The 21,533-nt window shown below is 61.0% G+C and carries 21 protein-coding genes; 13 read left to right on the plus strand and 8 right to left on the minus strand.

Annotated elements, in window-relative coordinates; translation table 11 throughout:
- Positions 1 to 39 precede the first annotated feature (39 nt).
- The 4 genes from katG to RR_RS12995 all read right to left on the minus strand — a co-directional run bounded on the left by katG (position 40) and on the right by RR_RS12995 (position 5,109).
- Positions 40 to 2,187, minus strand: coding sequence for a catalase/peroxidase HPI (katG, locus tag RR_RS12980; protein ID WP_004958285.1), 2,148 nt, complete (start codon positions 2,185 to 2,187; stop codon positions 40 to 42).
- A 381-nt stretch (positions 2,188 to 2,568) separates the two neighbouring features.
- Entirely contained in the window at positions 2,569 to 3,363 is a 795-nt protein-coding gene (locus RR_RS12985) for a lipoate--protein ligase family protein (RefSeq protein WP_011223987.1), read from the minus strand.
- Between the two features lie 447 nt (positions 3,364 to 3,810).
- On the minus strand, positions 3,811 to 4,287 hold the full coding sequence (locus RR_RS12990) for a cupin domain-containing protein (RefSeq protein ID WP_004958289.1): 477 nt from the start codon (positions 4,285 to 4,287) through the stop codon (positions 3,811 to 3,813).
- Between the two features lie 144 nt (positions 4,288 to 4,431).
- Positions 4,432 to 5,109 (minus strand): helix-turn-helix domain-containing protein, encoded by a 678-nt coding sequence (locus RR_RS12995; RefSeq protein WP_011223988.1) that lies wholly within the window; start codon positions 5,107 to 5,109, stop codon positions 4,432 to 4,434.
- A gap of 88 nt (positions 5,110 to 5,197) precedes the next feature.
- On the opposite strand from RR_RS12995, the gene RR_RS13000 reads away from it, so the two are divergent.
- Together RR_RS13000 and msrA are read left to right on the plus strand one after the other, a co-directional pair.
- Positions 5,198 to 6,835 carry an NADH-quinone oxidoreductase subunit D gene (locus RR_RS13000; protein ID WP_011223989.1) on the plus strand — a complete coding sequence of 546 codons (1,638 nt, stop codon included), beginning with the start codon at positions 5,198 to 5,200 and terminating at the stop codon, positions 6,833 to 6,835.
- A 64-nt stretch (positions 6,836 to 6,899) separates the two neighbouring features.
- Positions 6,900 to 7,430: a peptide-methionine (S)-S-oxide reductase MsrA gene (msrA, locus tag RR_RS13005; protein ID WP_049939169.1), complete on the plus strand. Its 531-nt coding sequence runs from the start codon at positions 6,900 to 6,902 to the stop codon at positions 7,428 to 7,430.
- A gap of 192 nt (positions 7,431 to 7,622) precedes the next feature.
- Here msrA and RR_RS13010 read toward each other — a convergent pair whose 3' ends face one another.
- The gene (locus RR_RS13010; RefSeq protein WP_011223991.1) at positions 7,623 to 7,826 is read right to left on the minus strand and encodes a hypothetical protein; all 204 of its coding nucleotides are present in this window, start codon (positions 7,824 to 7,826) and stop codon (positions 7,623 to 7,625) included.
- Between the two features lie 75 nt (positions 7,827 to 7,901).
- Here RR_RS13010 and RR_RS13015 point away from each other — a divergent pair, with 75 nt between their 5' ends.
- The gene (locus RR_RS13015; protein WP_004958303.1) at positions 7,902 to 8,099 is read left to right on the plus strand and encodes a hypothetical protein; all 198 of its coding nucleotides are present in this window, start codon (positions 7,902 to 7,904) and stop codon (positions 8,097 to 8,099) included.
- Complete coding sequence (locus RR_RS13020) at positions 8,099 to 10,186, plus strand: AAA family ATPase (protein WP_011223992.1); 2,088 nt, start codon at positions 8,099 to 8,101, stop codon at positions 10,184 to 10,186. Before RR_RS13015 ends, RR_RS13020 begins: the two co-directional genes overlap by 1 nt.
- Here RR_RS13020 and RR_RS13025 read toward each other — a convergent pair.
- Both RR_RS13025 and RR_RS13030 read right to left on the minus strand, forming a co-directional pair.
- Positions 10,183 to 10,410 carry a hypothetical protein gene (locus tag RR_RS13025; protein ID WP_011223993.1) on the minus strand — a complete coding sequence of 76 codons (228 nt, stop codon included), beginning with the start codon at positions 10,408 to 10,410 and terminating at the stop codon, positions 10,183 to 10,185. The two genes, RR_RS13020 and RR_RS13025, sit on opposite strands and share 4 nt — an antisense overlap.
- Before the next feature lie 65 nt (positions 10,411 to 10,475).
- Positions 10,476 to 11,228 (minus strand): bacteriorhodopsin, encoded by a 753-nt coding sequence (locus RR_RS13030; RefSeq protein ID WP_004514987.1) that lies wholly within the window; start codon positions 11,226 to 11,228, stop codon positions 10,476 to 10,478.
- Positions 11,229 to 11,587: 359 nt separating this feature from the next.
- Between RR_RS13030 and RR_RS13035 the strand changes: the two genes are divergently transcribed.
- The 3 genes from RR_RS13035 (at position 11,588) to RR_RS13045 (ending at position 13,714) form a co-directional block, all read left to right on the plus strand.
- Positions 11,588 to 11,917, plus strand: coding sequence for a hypothetical protein (locus RR_RS13035; RefSeq protein WP_004958307.1), 330 nt, complete (start codon positions 11,588 to 11,590; stop codon positions 11,915 to 11,917).
- Between the two features lie 89 nt (positions 11,918 to 12,006).
- Positions 12,007 to 12,426 (plus strand): acyl-CoA thioesterase, encoded by a 420-nt coding sequence (locus RR_RS13040; RefSeq protein WP_049938959.1) that lies wholly within the window; start codon positions 12,007 to 12,009, stop codon positions 12,424 to 12,426.
- Between the two features lie 103 nt (positions 12,427 to 12,529).
- On the plus strand, positions 12,530 to 13,714 hold the full coding sequence (locus RR_RS13045; RefSeq protein ID WP_011223996.1) for an AI-2E family transporter: 1,185 nt from the start codon (positions 12,530 to 12,532) through the stop codon (positions 13,712 to 13,714).
- Between the two features lie 3 nt (positions 13,715 to 13,717).
- Here the strand turns inward: RR_RS13045 and RR_RS13050 are convergent, their stop codons facing one another.
- A complete protein-coding gene (locus RR_RS13050) occupies positions 13,718 to 14,950 on the minus strand; it encodes a DolP-mannose mannosyltransferase (protein WP_011223997.1) in 1,233 nt (410 codons plus the stop codon).
- Positions 14,951 to 15,798: 848 nt separating this feature from the next.
- Here RR_RS13050 and RR_RS13055 point away from each other — a divergent pair.
- The 6 genes from RR_RS13055 (at position 15,799) to RR_RS13075 (ending at position 21,531) form a co-directional block, all read left to right on the plus strand.
- Positions 15,799 to 16,707, plus strand: coding sequence for a serine/threonine-protein kinase RIO2 (locus tag RR_RS13055; RefSeq protein WP_007188684.1), 909 nt, complete (start codon positions 15,799 to 15,801; stop codon positions 16,705 to 16,707).
- A 548-nt stretch (positions 16,708 to 17,255) separates the two neighbouring features.
- On the plus strand, positions 17,256 to 17,405 hold the full coding sequence (locus RR_RS22450) for a hypothetical protein (protein ID WP_164734765.1): 150 nt from the start codon (positions 17,256 to 17,258) through the stop codon (positions 17,403 to 17,405).
- The gene (locus tag RR_RS13060; protein WP_004958315.1) at positions 17,402 to 17,821 is read left to right on the plus strand and encodes a metal-dependent transcriptional regulator; all 420 of its coding nucleotides are present in this window, start codon (positions 17,402 to 17,404) and stop codon (positions 17,819 to 17,821) included. Before RR_RS22450 ends, RR_RS13060 begins: the two co-directional genes overlap by 4 nt.
- 169 nt (positions 17,822 to 17,990) lie before the next feature.
- Entirely contained in the window at positions 17,991 to 18,317 is a 327-nt protein-coding gene (locus RR_RS13065; RefSeq protein ID WP_004958317.1) for a NifU family protein, read from the plus strand.
- Positions 18,318 to 18,618: 301 nt separating this feature from the next.
- On the plus strand, positions 18,619 to 20,568 hold the full coding sequence (locus tag RR_RS13070; protein ID WP_011223998.1) for an ABC transporter substrate-binding protein: 1,950 nt from the start codon (positions 18,619 to 18,621) through the stop codon (positions 20,566 to 20,568).
- 9 nt (positions 20,569 to 20,577) lie between these two features.
- Positions 20,578 to 21,531 carry an ABC transporter permease gene (locus RR_RS13075; RefSeq protein WP_004958323.1) on the plus strand — a complete coding sequence of 318 codons (954 nt, stop codon included), beginning with the start codon at positions 20,578 to 20,580 and terminating at the stop codon, positions 21,529 to 21,531.
- The last annotated feature ends 2 nt before the right edge of the window (positions 21,532 to 21,533 follow it).

Here is a 21,533-nt window from a genome sequence, read left to right on the forward strand (position 1 = left end):
GAGCGGATTGCGCGAGCAGAAACGCTACTCGCTGGGACCCTATTCGAGGTCGAAGCGGTCGAGGCGCATCACCTTGTGCCACGCGTCGACGAAGTCATCGACGAGTTCGGCCTCGGCGCCGTCAGCGCCGTAGACTTCCGCAATGGCGCGCAGGCGAGAGTGTGACCCGAAGATCAGGTCGACGCGGGACGCCGCCCACGTCTGTTCGCCCGTTTCTCGGTCGTACCCCTCGAAGACATCTTTCGACTCCGAGACGGGCTCCCACTCTGTATCCATACCGAGAACGACCTCGAAGAAGTCGTTTGTCAACGTTCCCGGTTCGTCGGTGAACACGCCAAGGTCGGAGTCCTGATACGTCGCACCCAGCGAGCGGAGCCCGCCAACCAGCACGGTCATCTCCTCTGGAGTCAGGTCCAGCAGGTCCGCTCTGTCCACGAGTAGCTCTTCGGCCGGCACGTCAACGTCGTCACGGGCGTAGTTCCGGAACCCATCGGCCCTCGGCTTGAGCGCCTCGAAGGAATCGACATCGGTCTGTTCCGGCGTCGCGTCTGTCCGGCCCGGTTCAAACGGCACCGTCACATCGTAGCCGGCGTCGGCCGCCGCCTGCTCGACGGCCGCGTTGCCGCCCAGCACAATCAGGTCTGCGAGCGAGACACGCGTGTCATCGGTCCGGGCGCTGTTGAATTCCGCCTGAATCTCTTCGAGCGTGGCGAGGACCGTTTCGAGTTGGGCCGGTTCGTTGACCTCCCAGTTTTTCTGGGGTTCGAGTCGGATGCGTGCCCCGTTCGCGCCGCCGCGCTTGTCGCTGTCGCGGTAGGTCGATGCCGACGCCCAGGCAGTCTTCACGAGCTGGGAAACAGTGAGGTCCGTTTCGAGGATGTCCGTCTTGAGCTCGGCGACTTCCTCGTCCCCGATCAGGTCGTGGTCGACATCGGGTACGGGGTCCTGCCAGATCATCTCTTCGTCGGGGGCGTCCGGACCGAGGAACCGCTCGGGCGGGCCCATGTCCCGATGGATCAGTTTGTACCACGCCCGCGCGAAGTTGATGCCGAACTCCATCGGGTTCTCCTGGAATCGCTCCATCACCTCGCGGTAGTCCGGGTCCCGCTTGAGCGCGATATCGGTCGTGAGCATCATCGGCGTCTGCTTTTCCGATGGGTCATGGGCATCTGGGACTGTATTCGCAAGTGCCTCGTCCGTCGGCGTCCACTGCCACGCCCCGCCGGGTCCTTTCTCGGGTTCCCACTCGTAGTCGAGGAGATTGTCGATGTAGCCGTTGTCCCACTCTATCGGTGCCTGCGTCCAGGGGCCTTCGATACCACTGGTGATTGTATCGCCGGCCTTCCCGGAGCCGTAGTCGTTCTCCCAGCCCAGCCCCATCTGTTCGATTGGCGCGTCCTCGGGAACGTCGCCGAGGTTCTCCTCGGGGTCGTCGGCACCGTGGACCTTCCCGAACGTGTGGCCGCCAGCGATGAGTGCCGCCGTTTCCTCGTCGTTCATCGCCATCCGACCGAACGACTCGCGGATATTTTCCGCGGACGCGAGCGGGTCCGGGTTGCCGTTTGGCCCCTCTGGGTCCACGTAAATCAGCCCCATCACCGCAGCACCCAGAGGCTCTTTGAGTTCGCCGTCGTCAGTACGCCGCTCGGACTGATGGGCTTCCATCTCGTCTTCGGGCCCCCAGTCGACTGCTTCGTCGGGTTCAAACGCATCTTCGCGCCCGCCGGCCCAGCCGAACGTCTTGAGCCCCATCGATTCGATGGCGTGGTTGCCAGCCAGCACGATCAGGTCGGCCCACGAGAGCTTGCGGCCGTACTTCTTTTTGATTGGCCAGAGCAACCGACGCGCCTTATCCAGGTTCGCGTTGTCCGGCCAGCTATTGAGCGGTGCAAAGCGCTGGCGGCCACCGGACGCACCACCGCGGCCGTCGGTGGTGCGGTATGTCCCGGCGCTGTGCCAGGCCATCCGAATGAACAGCGGCCCGTAGTGGCCGTAGTCAGCCGGCCACCAGTCCTGTGACGATGTCATCAGCTCTTCGAGGTCAGCTTTCACCGCGTCGAGGTCGAGTTCCTGAAATTCTTCAGCGTAGTCGAACCCTGTCCCCCGCGGGTCAGCGTCACGCGCGTTCTGGTCGAGAATATCTAGACGCAGCTGGTTTGGCGACCAATCTTGGTCTCGTTTAGCCATCAACGAACACTTGCTGGGTGAAGGCATTAGCACTGTTTTTAGCATTAGACAAGATCTTGCCAGCGTACGATTCGATTGGGGGTTCTTGCACTGAGAGAGTTAGTCCAGTATACCGCTCCCAAAGCGCTCAAAACGTAATTAAGCGAAACCTGCGAGCCGCCGTTCACTGCTGAAATCTCCAAATAGCTCTCCGTGGGCCGCCCAAAGTGTTAGCGTATGCTAGCTTCTGCTGCACGGTTCGACCGTCCAGTGAGAGTTATAAAGCGACTTTGATACGATGGCCAATTCGTTTCACGACGTGGCCTCACCTCGTGACTACGGCAACGGAGTCAGCGGACTCGTCGCTGTGGAACCACAACCCCCGACCGTTCCGGAGTGGTATCATGGGGACCGTCGAATCCACTCGTCTGCGTCAAACTTCTCTTTCGCGTGCTCGCGTGCGCGTGCCAGTTCGTCGTCCGTCCACGAGCCCTCGGTCGCGTCGACCCACTCGGCCAGCGTCGAGCGGAGCGTCTCGACAGCATCGGCGCGGTCGATGTCGGCGTATTCGTCTATCGCTCCGACGCGCTCGGTGAACCGCTCCGAGTCGGGGTCGGCAGTGAAACAGCCGCAGTGGCGGTCGGGGCGCAGCGAGACGGACAGGGAGCCGTGCTGGATGACGGCGTCCTTCTGGCGGTACTGCGCGTTCCCGCTGAGTTTTCGGCCATCGGGACCGACGATATCGTGGGCCGGATGGAGTTGCCGCAGGTAACACGCCGGCTGGTGGACCGCCGACCGCTCGTCGTCGGCAAACGACGCGTCGACGCCCATGCGCTCGAACGCGTCCAAAACGGGCTCACAGAACTGCTCGTAACACGCCATCAGATCGCCCGGCACGGCGTCGGCCGGCGCGATGATGCCATAGGAGATGTCCGCCACGCTGTCGTGGTAGATCGCGCCGCCACCGGTGAGCCGTCGCGTTACACCAACGTCCTCGCGCTTGCAGAACTCCCAGTCGATGGTGTCGGGGTCCTGCCCGTAGCCCAGCGACAGCGTATCGGGCCAGGTGTACACTCGCACCGTTGCCGGACCGCCCGCGGCGACGGTTTCGGCAGCGGCCGCTTCCAGCGCCATCGTCATCGGTCCGGGTCGTGTTTCCTCGCCGATGACGCGCCACTCCAGGTCGGCCAGTGACATACCCGGGCTTCGTGACGCGATGCGATATGAATTGTGGGCTCTAGCAGTGGGTAGAATTACTGGCGGGGGTGTGTTTATGCAAAGCGCCGGAAAGCCCCGGCCGGCTGAACTCGGGGGACTCGCTGCGCTCCTTGTCACTCCCTCCGGTCGTTCCTGTGGTGCTTACATCGCCCGCCTTCGTCCAACCGCCCACCGGGAGACCTGCGGTCTCCCGAGCAGTCGGCGCACAGCGCCGACAACGCCCCTTTCAGTCCCGCCCAGCATTCTTTGTCCAACCGGCTACGGGTGGGACTGAAAGGGGCCGCTCGCTCGACGTTCGAGGCGATGCAAGCACTGACGAGCAACGTTGAGGAGCGAGGAAGCGCGCAGCGAGTCGCAGGAGTCGAGCGGGGGCTTTCTGGCTGTACAAACACCCGTTACCAATCACGAGAGCGACAGAAGTGGGTCCTAGCCCTGAACGTTCCCGCACTCGGTACAGGTCAGTTCGAACCGACCGTCGGCGAGGGCGACGCTCTGGGTGGTTTCCGTGTCGCACTCTGGACAGTGCGCTCTCGATTCGATGGCGTCCCAGTCGTGGGTCGCGCCGGGCGCGCCAAAGGCCCAGCCGATGACGCGCTCGTCGCCGGAGTTGTACCCTTCCTGAAACTCGCCGGGCTCGAAGCGAATCAGTTCGCCGCCCGAAACATCGACTTCCTCGCGGTCGAGGCCGACCTCGAAGGTGGTCTGTCCCTGTTCGATGTAGAACACCTCTTCCTGGTCGTGGTGGCGATGGAGGCTCCCCGAGAAGGAGTCGCCGGGTTCGAGTTCGAAGTAGTTTGCCGCGAAATGCTCGGTCCCGAGTGTCCGGGAGACAGGCTTGCGGATGTCGTGTACCTGCATCGGATTCCGTTCAACCGGTACGTCGTCGATAGTTACTGTGTTCATGGTCGGTGTTGTCCTGAGTCGGGCTACCGCTGGCCCCTGTGATGCGTTCGCAATCCAGCATTAGAAGGCACTGTTCCGGAGTTTATAGTTTTTCGGGACAGCATACGGTGGGCAACCGCTCCGACAGTTCCCGGGCAGAACGGACTACGCCGTCGATGCGGGACGCTGTTCGAGTATGTCAGCCATCACGCGGGCCTCAGCTTTCCGGAGGTGTTCAGCGGCAGTTCCGGGTGCACAGCCGAGTTCATCGGCGACATCGTCGACGCCGCCTTCGCGAGTGTCGCCGTAGTACCCACAGTCGACGGCGGCGGCGACGGCCTCGAACTGCCGGTCGGTGAGCGCCGCGCCGGTGTCGAGCCGCCGGCTGTCGTACTCCCCCACCTCCCGAACGTCGACGGAGACGCCGTCTGGCACCGTCTCGACTGCCTGCTGGACCGTCCCGCCCGGACCGACCAGCGTGAGTCCGACAGTGCCATCGGTGCGGTATGCGACCGGCGAGACGATGACTAGACCGGCCCGCGTGAGGGCGTCGACGAGGTCGTGACCGGTCGCCGACGGCGAATCCTGTACGTAGAGGAAGAACGTCTCGTCGGGACACGTCGAGATAGCATATTCCCGGACGGTTTCGGCCTGTTCCAGCGCCGCTCGGTAGGGCTCCGGCGGGAAGCCGTCGACGTGAAACAGCAGCGTCTGGAGGTCGGAACCGATGTCGTTGCCCCGGAGGAGATAGCTCGCCTCGTAGCCGTCGTGCTCAACGACGAACTGGTGCATCGGGTGGCGGACCTCGGGGGCCATCCACAGCGAGAGCGTGACGTATTTCATACCTGGCTGTTCCGAGCAGTATTTAAAATAACCTCGGGCGTGAGGGGACAGGTCGAGGGACGCAAACGCCGAACGCACGGTCACGGAGATGGCCCAGACAGTCCACCGAACCGACGATGTCCATCCGCTTATCGAGCCGATCGCCGACCACGTCCTTTCCACCGAACGCCACGAGAACGCCCCGGCTGCTGTCATCCGTGCTGACGAGGTCCAGACCGTCCTCTCGACGCTTCGAACCGAGGCCGGTCTGGACCACTGCGCCTGCGTCACAGCCCAGGAGTACGCCGACCGGTTCGAGACGATCTATCACCTGCGACGCTACGCCGACCCGACACAGGAACTCTCGGTCGTCGTCCCGACGGCCAGAGAGTCGCCGACCAGCGAGTCAGCCGTGCCCGTGTATCCGACGGCAGCGTGGCACGAGCGGGAGGCGTACGATTTGGTCGGTATCGAGTACGAAGACCATCCCGACCTCCGGCGGATTCTCCTGCCCGAGACCTGGCAGGGCCACCCACTGAGCCGGGACTACAATCAAGACCAGCCACAAATCGTCTCCTTCCGCGAACACGAGCGCCTGCTCGAAGACCACCGTGCGGGACCGGAGACGATGCACATCAACATGGGACCACACCATCCCTCGACACACGGCGTCTTGCACTTGAACGTCCAGCTCGATGGCGAGCAGGTAGCGGCCGTCGACCCTGACATCGGCTACATCCATCGCTGTGAAGAGCAGATGTGTCAGCAGGGCACCTACCGCCACCAGATAATGCCGTACCCGGACCGCTGGGACTGGGGCGGGGCCGGCCTGCTGAACGAGTGGGCGTACGCCCGTGCGGCCGAGGCCCTCGCGGACATCGAGGTGCCGGCGTACGCCCAGGTGATCCGGACGATGGGCGGCGAACTCTCACGCATTCTCTCGCATATGCTCGCGGTCGCGACCTACGCGCTCGACGTGGTCGGGGAGTTCACCGCCACCTTCCAGTGGGGGGTCCGGGACCGTGAACTCGTTCAGGATATCCTCGAAGACCTCACCGGCCAGCGGCTGATGTTCAACTACTTGCGGCTGGGTGGTGTCGCCTGGGACTTGCCCGAACCTCGCGAGGCGTTCTTCGAGAAGATACGTGCGTTCCTCGACGATCTGCCCCATAAACTCACTGAGTACCACGACATGCTCACCAGCAACGAGATCCTCCAGCTACGGACGATTGACACGGGCCACCTCTCGGCCGAGACCGCGAAGGCCTACGGCTGTACCGGCCCGGTCGCCCGAGCGTCCGGCGTCGACTACGACCTTCGTCGGGACGACCCATACGGCTACTACGACGAACTTGACTGGTCGGTCGTCACCGAACAGGGCGGCGACAACTTCTCGCGCCTGCTCGTGCGCCTGCGCGAAGTAGAGGAATCGGCGAAGATTATCGGCCAGTGCGTCGACCTGCTGGAGGACTGGCCCGAGGACGACCGCGAGATACAGGCAAACGTCCCCCGCACGCTCCGGCCAGACCCTGACACCGAAATCTACCGCGCCGTCGAGGCCGCGAAAGGCGAACTTGGCATCTACATCCGTTCTGATGGGACGGAGACGCCGGCGCGGTTCAAGATTCGCGGCCCCTCCTTCTCACACGTGCAGGCACTGTCCGAGATGGCTCGCGGTGAATACGTGCCAGACCTCGTCGCGACAATCGGCAGTCTGGACACAATCATGGGCGAGGTCGACCGATAGGCCGGCACCCATCTGCGACGACCACAGCCAGTGAGTTTTGTACGCCGGGCACGTACGACCGATGATGACTGAACAAGCGACATTCGCGGGCGGTTGCTTCTGGTGTACGGAATCGGTGTTCAAGCAGATCAACGGGGTGACCGATGTGGTTTCGGGCTATGCCGGCGGCCACGTCGCTGACCCCAGCTACGAGGCGGTCTGCCGCGAGGAAACGGGCCATGCCGAGTGCGTACAGCTCACCTACGACCCCGAGGAGGTGAGCTACGAGGACCTGCTCGCGGTCCACTTCACAACGCATACCCCGACGACGAAAGACCGGGAAGGCAACGACGTTGGCACGCAGTACCGCTCGGCTGTGTTCTACCACGACGAGGCTCAGCGCGAAACTGTCGAAGCCCTCATCGAGGAGATAGAGCCGGGCTACGACAGCGATATCGTCACCGAAGTCGAGCCGCTGGAGACGTTCTATCCTGCCGAGGAGTATCATCAGGACTACTTCGAGAAGAACCCGGACCAGAGCTACTGTCAGTTGACCATCCCGCCGAAAATCGAGAAGCTCGAAGAGACGCACGAGGAGCTCCTGCGGGCTGACTAGCGCGAGTAAATCAGTTGGAATAAAACATATGTTTATCCAATCCATATCCTACATTGCTGTCGCGTACCTACGACAGCCCATCCACAGACATCTGGTGCTGGATGGTGGTCGCCGGCACACACACCGGCGACCGTTCCCAACCACTGACGATATTGTTGAGCCGAAAGCGCTGTCTGTCTCTGACAGAACAGGTCAGTCGCCGGGGTGTCCCGCGTGAATATCCAAGCGATAATACTCGGTGCTCACGGGTTCGTCGCTGTCGTACTTGTCGGGTTTGGTGTTCTCGCCGCCGCGAGCGGCGACCTCATTCAGTTCGCGTTGCTGACTGCTATCGGAGTCATGGTGGGTCTGCTCGGGCGGTCGGTCAGTCGGTTGGCTAACCAACTGTGACGGCATCAATGCTAAACGAGCGCGGCCACTATACACGAACCAACTGAAACATATGTCGGACACAGACAGGGGTATCTACTGATGGGGTTCAATAGACAGGACCGGCTGCCGATGGCCGCCGCAGTCGTCGTCATTGCAGTGTCGAACATCGTCGGTTTCGCTCTTACACTTCCCGTGTATGTGACGATTTTAGCCACCCCGCTTGCGCTACTGGTGTTCGGGGTCGTTCGGTACGTGCTGTACGGCAGTGCAGTGCCAGACGTGCTGGCATCGGGCTAATGGTCCAGAACCTCGAACTCACGATCAGCGTCGACGAAGCGAACGAGAGCATCGCAGTGCCGACAACGGTCGGGACACGTCTCGGGCTGGGTGGCAACGGCGCAGTACTCATCCGAAAGCAGCGCGGGCAGGTGCAGGCCGCGACCGTACGGCAAGCGGATTCAGTTCCGGCGGAGACGGCCCGTGTCGGTCCACAGACCGCCGAGACGCTCGGGCTTCGCGACGGGGATCGGGTCACCGTGGAGGCGGCTGACCCGGCGGTCGCGACACATATCAGCGTCGCGCCGGTCCCGCAACTGTCAATCCGGGGCGGTGAAGGGCTTGTCAGGGACGCGGTCGGTGATCGCCCTCTGCTGGACGGCGACACCATCACCGTCTCGTTGTTCGACGGGTCGCTAACGGTACCAGTGCGTGTGGTATCGACACAGCCGGCAGGGCCTGTCACCCTCGTGGATGACACCGTGATCGAGATTACTGATGGGCCAGCTCCGAGGCGGTCAAACAGTGGCCTCGACCCGCTTGCCGAGACGGCTGTCGGCGGGTATGCCGACACAGTTGCAACGCTAGAAACTGCCGTTTCAACGGCGTTGCTGGCGTCCGACGACGTTCCCGGAAGCGTTCGAAACCGCGCCGGCGTATTGCTCGTCGGTGCCCACGGGGTCGGGAAGACACACCTTCTGCAACACGTGGCTTGGCTCGTGAACGCGACGATACACTCTGTTGATGCTGGGCGCCTGCTCTCACTGGACCAAGACGGAGCAAGAGCGTATCTCGACGATGTCGCACGGGCTGCACAGGGAAGTGAACGCGGGATCGTCCACATCGATGGGCTCGATACGGTGTCGGCTGACGGCGGTGATAAAACGCGGCTGCTGTTGCGCCAGTGGCTCGACGATATCTCGACGCTCGACGGCGTCGCCGCTGTCGGCGAAGCGACCAGCGAGGACGACGTCCCCGTTGATATCGTGCAGGCGACACGGTTGTCTCGGACGGTTACCGTGCCGGAGCCGAGTCGCCGGGACCGGGCCGAGATTCTGAAGACAGTCGCCACTGGAGCGATGGTGAGCGCAGAGGCGGATCTCAAAGCGACCGGAGAACAGGCGTTTGGCTACGTTGCGGCGGACATCGTCGCGCTCTGGCTACACGCGGTGGAAGCGGCAGTTGCTCGAGACGGCGCTGGCGGCGATCCGGTGGTCGTCTCAGCAGCGGACCTCGAAGCGGCCCGCGACGCAGTCGAACCGAGTGGTATCCGTGGCACAGTACCGGAGATTCCGTCGACATCTTTCAGCGACATCGGCGGTCTCGACGGGCCAAAGCGCGAGCTCATCCGGGCCGTCAACTGGCCGCTGACGAAGCCAGACCTGTTTGACTCGCTGGACATCGACCCCCCAGCCGGGGTGTTGCTGTATGGGCCGCCGGGGACAGGGAAAACGATGCTCGCGCGAGCAGTCGCGTCGACAAGCGACGCGAACTTTATCCCGGTCAACGGGCCGGAACTGATGAACAAGTACGTCGGCGAGAGCGAGCGGGCAGTCAGGCGAGTGTTCGACCAGGCGCGGTCGAACGCCCCCTCGATCGTGTTTTTCGATGAGATCGACGCGCTGGGTACGACACGAAGCGACGACAACGACTCCGGCGCGAGCGCCCGAACGGTGTCACAGTTGCTCACAGAACTGGACGGGATCGAAGGTCGGGAAGGAGTGACGGTTATCGCGACGACGAACAGACGCGACCGGTTGGACGACGCGCTGCTCCGGACGGGGCGTTTCGACCGTATCGTTGAGGTCTCGCTTCCCGACGCGGCCGACCGAGCCGAGATATTCGACACGCATATCGGTGACAGGATAACCGGGCAGGTAGACCTCGAAGCGTTCGCCGCACGCACGGCCGGATACAGCGGCAGCGACATCGCTGCAGTCGTCAGAGAGGCGGGACTGCTTGCCATCGAAGAACACCTCAGGGCCCAGGGCGACAGCGACCGGTCGCGCAAGCCGGTCAGCCTTCGGGAGTCACACCTCGAAAAAGCCCTGCAATCCGTCGAATCGTCCGGGGCGGATCAGGCAGGCGAAACCGGCCACCGGAGCTAATCAAGCGTCCGCTGTCGGTGAAGCGTCAGAACGGAGATAACGACGCCAGCAAGTGCAACTGCCTCTATTGCGAGCACCAGCCAGAACGCCGGCCGGAACGCCAGTCCAAACGACCGGAACACTGGGAGGATGAACAATCCCACGACTGCGAGTCCGGCCGAGAGAATGAGTCCCGTTAGTGATCGAACACTTAGTTCCTTCGGCGTCGTTGGCTCCTCACTCATGTGCGTATCAAACGTACGTATCGTTGGTGCGGCGTATAAAAAAGTCGATGAGTGCTGGATGTCCGCTAGTCAGCGGCTTCAGCGGACGGCGTCGGGGCGGAGTCGCCACCGACGATTGCGCGACTGCGCAGCAGGATGAATCCGAACCCGATCTTCGCGGTCAGGTCCAGAATCATGAACAGCAGGGTTTCGCCGAACAGGCCGACGAGTCCGAGTCCCTCGGTCCCAACAAGCCACGCGACGGGGTAGATGGCCCACGCGACGAGGATGATGTTTCGAAGGACGTTGAACGTCGACTGTGCTTCTTCGCTGGCATCGCTCGCGGCCTCGCCGACAACGACGACGAGGTAGTACAGGACGAACAGCATCGCGATGGTGCTGATAGTCCAGAAGGCGTACCGGGCCACAGGCACCTTCATCAGCGTCGCGGCGAGGCCGGTAACGATCATGAAGGCGTCGATGGTGATGAGCGACGCCATGTCGCGGTTGCTTGCGCCGGCCAGGAGGCCGATATCAAGCAACAACAGCGGCGTCGTGAACAGCCAGTCAGCGTATCGCGCCCAGTATACGTCGATGACCCGTCCGTTGACGAGTTCGACCTCCGTCAGGCCGAACCCGAAGAACATCGACAGGTACGACGACGCGGCGATACCTGCGATAAGGATGGTGATGACGTAGAACTCCTCCTGCTCGGGGTCCTGAACGTCCCATCCTTTGGCCATGAAGTACACCATACCCAGTAACATCCCGACCGTGCCGAGTGCGAGCCAGATTCCTTCGCCCTCTACACCGAGACTTGACACCTGGAGTGGCAACATCACATCAACAATAAAGGCTGGACATAAAAAACAGCACCCCCAAATTGATACGTGTATGAACGATAATTATCACTTTTGCTGGGACAGTTGAGTACTGTGCTCAGGGTAAGCAGGGATAGTAATGTATATTCGGCGTCTGCGGGGAAGTGCTGACACACCATAGCAATAGTTTACATAGTGACTAGTCATCTCAGAGTGAGCGATAGCTGACGGAAAATACGTCGTGATTAGATAGGTTTTTAATCGCGCGCGCGAGCGCGCCGGATAACAAACGTACTGGGTTATGAGCGAGCGGAAATCCGCCGATATGCCGCTGAATTGGCAGTAACTTAAAACATATGTCCGGCCTATATTACCATATGTCGGATGAGGCCGAGGCTACAGAAAGCGAGGCAGAGTCAGAGGAGTCAGCTACTTCGCAAGCCGAAACCGAGACAGAGGCGGTCCTTGATGCAGATGCAGCGGCTGCGACACAGTCTACAGCGGAATTGCGGGAGGTTATCGATGAGCAGCAAGAGCAGATAGAAGAACTCGAAGACTTGCTCCTAGACCTCTCAACGCGGGTTGCAGACGGGAACTCTATGGGAGTCTGTCCTGACTGTCACGGGCCAGTCATCAAGGTCAGTCCATGGTTCCGCTCAGCGAAGATCAAGTGCACCGACTGCGGGCGCGTGTTCCACGAGTACTGAACTGGTGCAGGCCGGGACGACGGACCGGACCTCGTCCGTACCCTGCGTCAAGAGGGGACACTGAAATGCCGGTGGGTCGTAACAGTGCTGTGAGCTTCGAGTATACGACTACAGTCGAGGTCCGGTACACGGACATCGACACGTACGGCCACGTCAACAACGCGACGTATGCGACCTACTTCGAGGAGGCTCGCATCGACTACCTGCACGACGTGGTCAACTGTGGCGAAGCGCTACTCTCGGGCAGCGAGTCGGGCACCGGAATGGTCATCGCGAACCTCGAAGTCGATTACATCCAGCCGGTCCAGATCAGTGACTCAGTCGCCGTTGCCGTCCGGGTTCCACGTCTGGGTGAGAAGAGCTTCCCCTTCGAGTATGAGGTCCGGACCGAAGATGGGGTGGCTGCGACCGGGGAAACAACCGTCGTCACATACGATCGCGACACGGAATCCTCGCGCCCGATTCCCGAAGACTGGCGGGACGCGATCACGAAATTCGAGGGGCTGTAGCCACAGCCGATAGCGAGAACCATCCATTTTGCTCCGTCCAACGTAGAAACCGTCGGGCCGACCGGTGGTTTTACTTTTTATCCAGATGTTGTACTGAAAACATATGGAATACAGTACCGACCTCGGACGGCGCGTCCTCCTCACCCTCGCGGGCGTCGCACTCCTCCTCGTGGTCGGGCTCGTCCTGTCCCAGTTCCTTCCGACGCTCGTGTTTACCGTCTTTCTGTACTATGCCAGCCGACCGATTTATCGACGGCTCGGACGGCTTCCGCTGCCCAAGTCGTTCCTGAAGCGGGCCGTCCCCTACCAGAAGCAGGTCCATGCGGCCGCCACGATTTTCTTCTTTCTGTTGCCGTTTGTGGTTCTGGTCGGCTACACGCTCGTCCTCGTTATCCCTGAGCTACAGTCGTTCTTCGGCGAGGGTGGCCTGGGTGCGGCGTACCTCTCACAGTTTCAGGAGCTGCAGGGTGGCTCGCCGCCGGGACCGCTCGCTGACCTCGGCTTCTCAGAGGTGCTGGCAATGGGGCCGGCTGAGGTGATCGACCTGTTGCGAAACGCGACAGTCCAGTCGTGGCTGGGACGAGTCTCTGATACGCTCATTGGATCGTTGAGTCTGCTCACATCGCTACTGCTTCGCGTGTTCATCATGTTCGCTGGAACGTACTACCTGCTTACCGACGGACCGCGGCTTGTCGGCTGGTTTCTCGACACCTTCGACGGGTCGGGTGTCCTTCGCGAGTACGCGGCGGCAGTCGACGAGGAACTGTCTTCAATTCTCTTCGGAAACATCCTGAACGCACTGGTGACCGGCGTCATCGGGATTTTCGTGTTCTCGCTGTACAATCTGGTCGCTCCCGGCTCAGTACAGATTCCGTTTGCGCCACTTGTCGGCGCACTCACCGGCATCGGCAGCCTCATTCCCGTGGTCGGGATGAAAATCGTCTACCTGCCCGTCGCTGTGCTGCTTGCGGTCTCCGCGGTCGTCACGGGGCAGACGGCGGCCCTGGCCTGGGTTGCCCTCTTCCTCGTGGTCACACTGGTCGTCGTCGACACTATCCCGGATTTCCTGATTCGGCCGTACGTCAGTGGCGACCTGACCCACGTCGGCCTGTTGATGTTCGCGTACATCCTCGGTCCCATCGCCTTTGGCTTCTACGGCATCTTTTTGGGTCCGATGCTGCTGGTCCTTGCCGCCCAGTTCTTCCGGATTATTGTCCCCTACATCATTACGGGCACAGTCGAAACGACACAGACGTCGCTCTCCGAATACGACTCCGGGGAGTCGTAACTGCTACCCGTTCCTGAGTCGGGCGCTGGCAGTCCCGAAGTCGAGACAGCGACTGTCTACCGACGAATCGATTCGGTCGAGCCACCGTAGCTCCATCACCGAGAGGCGGTAGTGACACGTCGATGGCTCGGCCTGTTGCCAGTAGAGGTACCGGACGTCGGGTACTGGTTCGGCCTCGTCGTATGCCGCTGGGAGGTCGTGGGTTTCGAGATCTGACATCGGTTCCGGGCCCGGTGTCTCGACGGGTGTGAAGATAACGCCAACGCTACCGAGGAAGACGACATTCACAACGAGGACCAGCGCAAGGATGGCGCTGAGATACTGTGTCTGTTGCCGGTCCCGAAACACTGTCGCAACCATCCCGAGCCCGATTGCGACGAACGCAAGCCCCGGAATGAGGTCTGTGTAGCCACCGGTCTCGAAATCAACGAACAGTATCAGAAACACAAACCACGCTGCGCCGACCGGAATCCACCATTCGGTGCGTCCGACAACACCGTCAGCACCAGTGAAACAGTGTCGAGCGGTGTGAGCGAGGCCAAGTCCACCAAGCACGACGAACGGTGACGCCCATTTGAAGTGGACAACACCGGCCACAAACCGAGCGAGCAACGACGCGTGTTCCTCCGTCTGTAACGGGACGAGGAAAACCTGAACGACCATCTCCGAGGCCGAATGCCACAGGAGAAACACCGGCAGCAACATGACGATGGTAAAACCGAGGCCACCGGCGACGACACGCTCAAGCGCCCGCATGTCGCGCCGCTGGACCGCTAAACCGACCACAATCAGCGGGAAGATGGCTCCTGCCTGCCAGTATCCCACGCTGGCTGCCGCAGCCACACCGCTCAGTGCCGGGTAGCCACGCGTGTACAGATATATCGCTAGTAGCCCACAGAGAACGAGAAGATATTTCGCTTTGAACCCATACGCCGGACGGACAGCAAACCCCGGCAACAGGAACATCGACAGACCAGCCAGCGGCGCAACGATATCGTCGCCAGTGATGTCGTAGACGAGCATCACAACGAGTGCAACGATTGCACACACCGCGCCGCTCATCAGCACCACGCTGAGGAGGTGGAGGCGATACATATCGCCGCCAGATAGCAACGCCAGTACCCCAGTCGTCTCGTAGGACAGCGGCAACTTCGGTTCCCAGGCATCGACGTACAACCGGCCACCATGTGTCAGATACCAGCCGAGATGCTCGAAGATTCCAGCGTCGGGTGCCATGGGTGGTCGAGTAGAGTCGAGTGTGATTGTCACGAAAAAGTACAACTGTGTGCCAACGGCGAACAGCACTGGAAACGCGAGCCGTCTATCGTGGGGTCGAAGAGCAAGCGAACGAAGCAGATCCCTGAGCTGGTCTTTGTTTCGTCTGCTCACACGGTTTGTTTGTGTTCAGGTGAGCAAAAGTATAGACTAATTTAGAACATGTGCAGTAGCTGAAAGCAGTCACTGTTCGCATTACATATACAGTCACCGTGGTTAGGATTGTATTTGTAGATTGCTGTGTAGCTCGCAACCCATTTCAGACACAGTTCGTATGAATAGCTACAACCGTTCAGAGACCGCTTTCGTGCGTACTCAGTCCTAGTTTGAGTACGGAACGGTGGTACAGCAGTGATGCCCGGTCAATAGTACTGTTATATCGAACGTGTACTCATGTGGGTTAAACTTCCCCTACTCGGCGTGATGGCGTCGCAGGCACTGTTTCGGTCCCGAAACAGCGAAAGCAAGTATCATATCAGAGTAGTTAGATACCGAATATTGGAACCGGTCAAGCGAACTCCAGTCTATTACGAGCGCGCTGCCTTCTTGGATTTAATTAAACACGGCGACGGCGACGGCGACTGTGTTTGAAACGCCAATCGGTACAGAACTACCGTACGGAGCCGTACCAGTACTTCACCGAACTGGACCCGCTTGCACAACAGACGGTACTGATCGGCACATCGACAGTCAGGTAGCAAACCAAGAGCGGTGAGGACAAAGCCAATTTAGTATAGCAATTACCAGTTTATCGGCGCCATTCACCGAACGCGTCGGCCTTTTACGAGTACGCCGAGTAGGGGGACCTAATGGTCCAGAACGTGGCTTCAGTGATGGCGGAGCTGGAACCCGAGGACTTCCATCTGCTCTCTGGCGTCGAACAGGGGATGCGGTTCTCGGAGTACGTCGCCCGCGAGAAGTTGACCGAGTTCTCCCGGCTGACGACAGAAGATGTCGACTACCGGCTTGACCGGTGTGCGGACCGGGGACTGGTCGAGCGAAAAACCATCCAGTACGAAGGGTTCAAACTCACTTTTGAAGGGTACGATACGCTTGCGCTGCATACCTTTGCTGAGCGAGACACAATTGAAGGAGTGGGATCGCCGCTGGGCGTCGGCAAGGAGAGCGACGTGTACGAGGCCCAGTCGTACAAACCGGTGGCGCTGAAATACCACCGCGAGGGGTACACCAATTTCCGCGAAGTGATGAAAGAACGAGAGTACACCGCCGACCGAGACCATGTCTCCTGGCTCTACACCGCCCGGAAGGCAGCCGAGCGGGAGTACGATGCCCTCGAGACGCTGTATCCGAACGTGTCGGTCCCACAGCCAATCGACACGAACCGCCATGCGATTGTCATGGAGAAAATAGATGGCGTCGAGCTCTCCCGAACGAAACTCGAAACAGCACAGGTACTACCGATTCTAGATCTCGTGCTTGAGGAGATGCAGACGGCCTACCGCGAAGGGTACGTCCACGCGGACATGAGCGAGTACAACGTCTTCGTCACGAACGAGGGTGTCGTCGTCTTCGACTGGCCACAGGCAGTCCCGACCGACCACGAAAACGCCCGGGAACTGCTAACTCGCGATGTCGAGAACATCGTGAGCTACTTCGAACGAAAATATCCGCAGGAAATCAGTAACGTCGACAGGGACGCAGTCGCCGAACGGCTGGCGACCGACGCGTTCGATTCGATTACCGAATTTACTGAGTAGCGGCGTTTTGGCCGCTAATTGCTCTCTTCTGGCGGTTCACAGACGACTCGGAGCTGGGCCGATCGTCGCTCGGATAAATCCTATAATGCGATATCAAATTAGACAAAACCGTGCTGGCCGGGTCGATTCGAGACAGCGGTGATGGAGGCGAGTCTTTACCGGTAGCGGGGCTGAGTGCTGTGCGACGGACCCACTTCGTTGGATAGCAGGTTCGAATGTTCCAGATGTACCGACGCTCCGCAGATTGGATTAGGCCATCCTAAAAACCACAGACGTTTTATATTGTTAGGTAGCCCTAAATCATATGGCAGACGACGGTACTGAGTGCGGGGCACAAACGGGGGAAGACCCACGCAAGGAACGATGGCGGGACGCTTCGTATTGTCCAGACCCATCGACACCGTCTGCGTGGTGCCAACATATACCGCGAGCGATATCCCGAGGTCCCACCGACGAGCTGTTGCTCGCCCGCCCGTGCTCTGCCGGAACCATGGGGGGCGTCTGCCTAATGGGTGGCAATGGTGGTGGGGCTGGGGGGGAGCCAAACGATGAATGAACGCCCGCAACGGTCGCGCGCTCGACTGTGGGCATGGGCCTACGCGGTGGTCTTCGAGGCCGGTAAGCGGTCGACAGGGGAGCTGACGACCGATACGCCCACAGCAAACCACGGGGACGGAACGGATTCGTCGGAGCGATGAGCACGGCACCGGAGTACCTGTTGGCGATCTATATCGCACAGCACCGGAGCGAACCGCCTGTTTCGCCGGGGGAGTTGGGAGAGATGCTCGACCGGTCTCCGGCAGCGGTGACGGAGATGTGTCAGCGACTTTCGGAAGACGGTCTCGTGTCCTACAAGCCCTACGACGGGGTGACACTGACCGAACCGGGACGCGAGAAAGCCGCGGAGTTGCACGAGACGTACGTGACCGTCTCGTGGTTCTTTCGGGGTGTGCTGGACCTCGACGACCACGAGACAGAAGCGATGGAGCTGGCCGGTCTAGTCAGTCCGATAGTTGCCAAGCGGCTGGCGGCCACACTGCCCTGTGACGCCGGGGAAAGTACACGGGGGCTCGCCGATTCAAACACGACGGCCTCCGATAGAGACACTGTTTGAGGGGCTATATCGATCAAGACCTGTTTTAGGCGGTGCGAAAAAGTAACAGAAGAAGTATAGTAAAATTTCGCATAGCCAAAATTCGGGATTTTGAAGGCCTAAAATTCGGTATTTCAGGCCCTCCAAAAACACTAGATTTATGATATGATGGTGCGTAGGTAGAACTGTCATGAGCGTAGAAGGACTCGAACGACAGACGCGTAACTACTTGAGCAATAACGTCCCGCAGATCCAGCAACACGGCGGCAACTTCGAGGTCCGCGAGGTCGACGAGAGCAAAGGCACGGCTACCGTCGCTATCGGCGGCGCGTGTTCGGGATGTGGCATCGCTCCGATGACGATGAAGGCAATCGAGCAGCGACTCCCCGAGAGTGTCGACGGGCTCGAAGATGTCGAAGTCGTCCGCTCCGGCGGGCCGCGCGCCGCGGTCATGCCCTCGAAGACCGACGATATGGAGGAGATGGACGAGTACGAAGATTACAGCCCGCCGTTCTGAGCGCCCGTTCGTATTTGGAGCGCAACTGCCCGCGCTTTCCCCGATACCGACCGGGACACAGTTTTATGCACGGCAAATAGCGTTCACTGGCAAGGAGATATCGGAGAACCGGTCGGAGGCCAGACACCGACACAGTCCAACCGGCGGTGAAAGTCGCCCGTGGAGTCTGCGTCGGTTCTATTGAGTGTGTCCCCAGACCGTCGCTCTCCGGTGGTGTCACCCGACTTCGGTAGCTTGAGGGCCGGTATGCTATAAGTGTGTGGGACGGCAACACAATACATAACTCTCGAGGTCAACGTGAATGCCTTATGACGCAGATACCGATGCGAGTACAGTATCGCGACGGCGCGTCCTCAAGACGGCGGGCGCGTCGGCGGTGGTGGCGTTCGCCGGCTGCAACGCCGGAAGCGACGGAGCGGAGCAGGGTGAAAGCGGGGGCGAGCAGAGCCTCGACCCAGTTCGGGAACGGGCGGAGGTTGCCGTCGACGACATCCAAGAGGGCGGGACACTCAGGTTCGGCCTCGGAGCGGGTATCGACTCCTTCGACCCGTCTTACAGCACCAGTGCGCCGGCCGGGAACGTCCACGGACTCGTCTACGAGGGCCTCATCACACAGGACGCTGCGGGGACCGTGTACCCGTGGCTCGCGCGGACGTGGGAACGGGTAGAGGTCCAAGAGGTCGAAGACGGAGCCTACGAGCCGTACATGGTGTCGGCGGAGACGGACGACGAGGGGAACCTCGTCGCCGACGACCAGATCATCATCAGGAACCCTGACGCCGGCGAGGTGCTGACGGTCAACGAAGCGCCGGACGCGGTTGAAGACGGCACCTATGGAATTCAGTACCAAGCCGAACTCCACGAGGGCGTCACCTTCCACAACGGCGAGGAAATGACCGCAGAGCACGTCGCCCGCTCGTATGAGGTGCTTGAGAACTCCGCGATTTCGGCCCAGACCTTCGACTCGTTCCTCTACGCCGAGGCTGTCGATGACTACACCGTCAACATCTACGGGCAGGAGCCAGACGCCGAGGCCGACAGTCAACTCCCACCGACGGTGTACCCCATGGCGCACATCGAGGACTACCCCGATACCGCCGCGGACCCGCGCAACGACCTGACGCCTATCGGGACCGGTCCCTTCGAGTTCGAGTCCTACGAGGCCGAACAGCGCGCCCAGTTCAGCACGTTCGACGACTACTGGCTGGACGACCTCGGCCTCGACGCGCTGGAGTGGTGGGACGGCCCAGAGGGGTTCCCGACGAGCCCAGTCGTCGACGATGTCACGGTCTCCATCGTTACCGACGACGCGACCCGTGCGGCCGCGCTCAACAACAACGAGATAGACCTCACCTATGGCCTCACGAGCGACACCTACAGCGAGTACCGGAGTTCGGAGGAGTACCGGCTCAGCGTGACCAACGCCGGGGCGTACAATTTCCTGCAGTACCCTGTCACGGTCTCGCCGTGGGACGACCCCCGCATCCGCCGGGGGGTCAATCAGTTGATTCCACGCGCCCAGATCGCCGAGAATATCTATAACGGGTACCGGAATCCGGCCTACACGCCACTGCCAGAGTTGGCCGCTGCGGAAGGGTCGGCCGACTACGACGCGCTGGTGGAGGAACTGCGCCCGGAGACCGAACAGAACACCGAGGCCGCGACCGAACTGCTAGGGGAGGCCGTCGACGACCTCGGCGTCGAGACACCAATCGAGGCGACCATCGAGACCAACACCTCCGACGACCGGGTGCGCGAGGCCGAACTCATCGCCCAGGTGATGAGCAACACGGAGTTTTTCGACATCAGCGTCGAGACCTTCGAGTTCACGACGTTCGTCCAGCGCATCCTCGGCCCGGAGTACTACCAGCAGGGCAACATCGTCCTCATCGGCCTCTCGGGGACGTTCAACCCCGGGAGCTTCTACGACGCCGTCAACTCCATCGACAACTTCGGCCAGTGCTGTAACTTCCAGCGGGTCGATACGCCCGATCTCGACGAGATCGCAACGGAAGCGCGGTTCTCGGTCGAGGCCGTCGAGGACCCCGCGTTCCGCGGGGAACAGTACGACCAGGTGTGGCGCGGACTCATCGAGCAGGCCCCGAACAGCTACACCGTCTTCGGAACGAACGTCTCGTCGCTGTCAACCGACTACGTCGGGCACAACACGTACACGTTCTCGGGCGGGATTCTCCCCTACGGACTGCACGACCCGACGGACCAGCAGGTCGCGTATCTGGACCGGGAGTGAGTCAGTACGATGAGCCTCAGACGATTCATCGCGGTTCGCGTGGCCGCGACGGTGCCGATACTGTTTGGCGTCTCGGTGCTTACCTTCGCGCTGGTCCACCTGACGCCGGGGGACCCCATCGACCAGATGGTTGCACTGAACCCCCAGATTTCGGCGGCTGAGGAGGCAGCGATACGCGCCAGATACGGCCTCGACGGCCCTGTCTGGCAGCAGTATCTCACATGGATAGGTAACGTTCTGCAGGGCGACCTCGGCACGGTCATCAGCGTCGACCAGCCGGTCCTGCCCTACATCATGGCCCGGCTCCCCGAAACCATCGCGCTGGGGCTGTTCGGCTGGGCCATCGCATTGCTGATCTCCATCCCGACCGGTATCTACGCTGCGGTGAACAAGGATACGCTGGGCGACGACCTCTCGCGGGTGTTCGCCCTTTCGGGCATCTCGCTGCCGAACTTCTGGCTCGGCCTGATGCTCATCCTCGTGTTCGCGCTCTGGCTCGACCTGTGGCCGGTGCTGGCTCCGGACAGGCCGCTACTCTCGCCTGAGATGCTGTGGTATCTCGTCCTCCCGGGCGTCACCATCGGGACAGCGTCGTCGGCGACGCTGATGCGCGTGATGCGGTCGTCGATGGCCGAAGAAATGAACAAGCAGTACGTCACGGCGGCGCGGGCGAAGGGGCTTCCGGAGCGGACAGTCGTGTTGAAACACGTCCTGCGGAACTCGCTCATTTCCGTGACCACTATTGCCGCGTTCCTGACCGCGAGTATCTTCGCCGGTGCCGTCGTCGTCGAGCAGGTGTTCGCCTGGCCCGGCCTGGGCCGAGCCTTCGTCGGCGCTATCGTCGGCCGCGAAGTCGACCTCATTATGGCGATTACGCTGTTTACCGGTGTGACGATCATCCTGGCAAACTTGCTCGCAGACATTGCGTACGCGCTGTTAGACCCACGAATCCGCTATGACTGACC

It is taken from the genome of Haloarcula marismortui ATCC 43049 (genome assembly GCF_000011085.1).
Taxonomy (GTDB): Archaea; Halobacteriota; Halobacteria; order Halobacteriales; family Haloarculaceae; genus Haloarcula; species Haloarcula marismortui.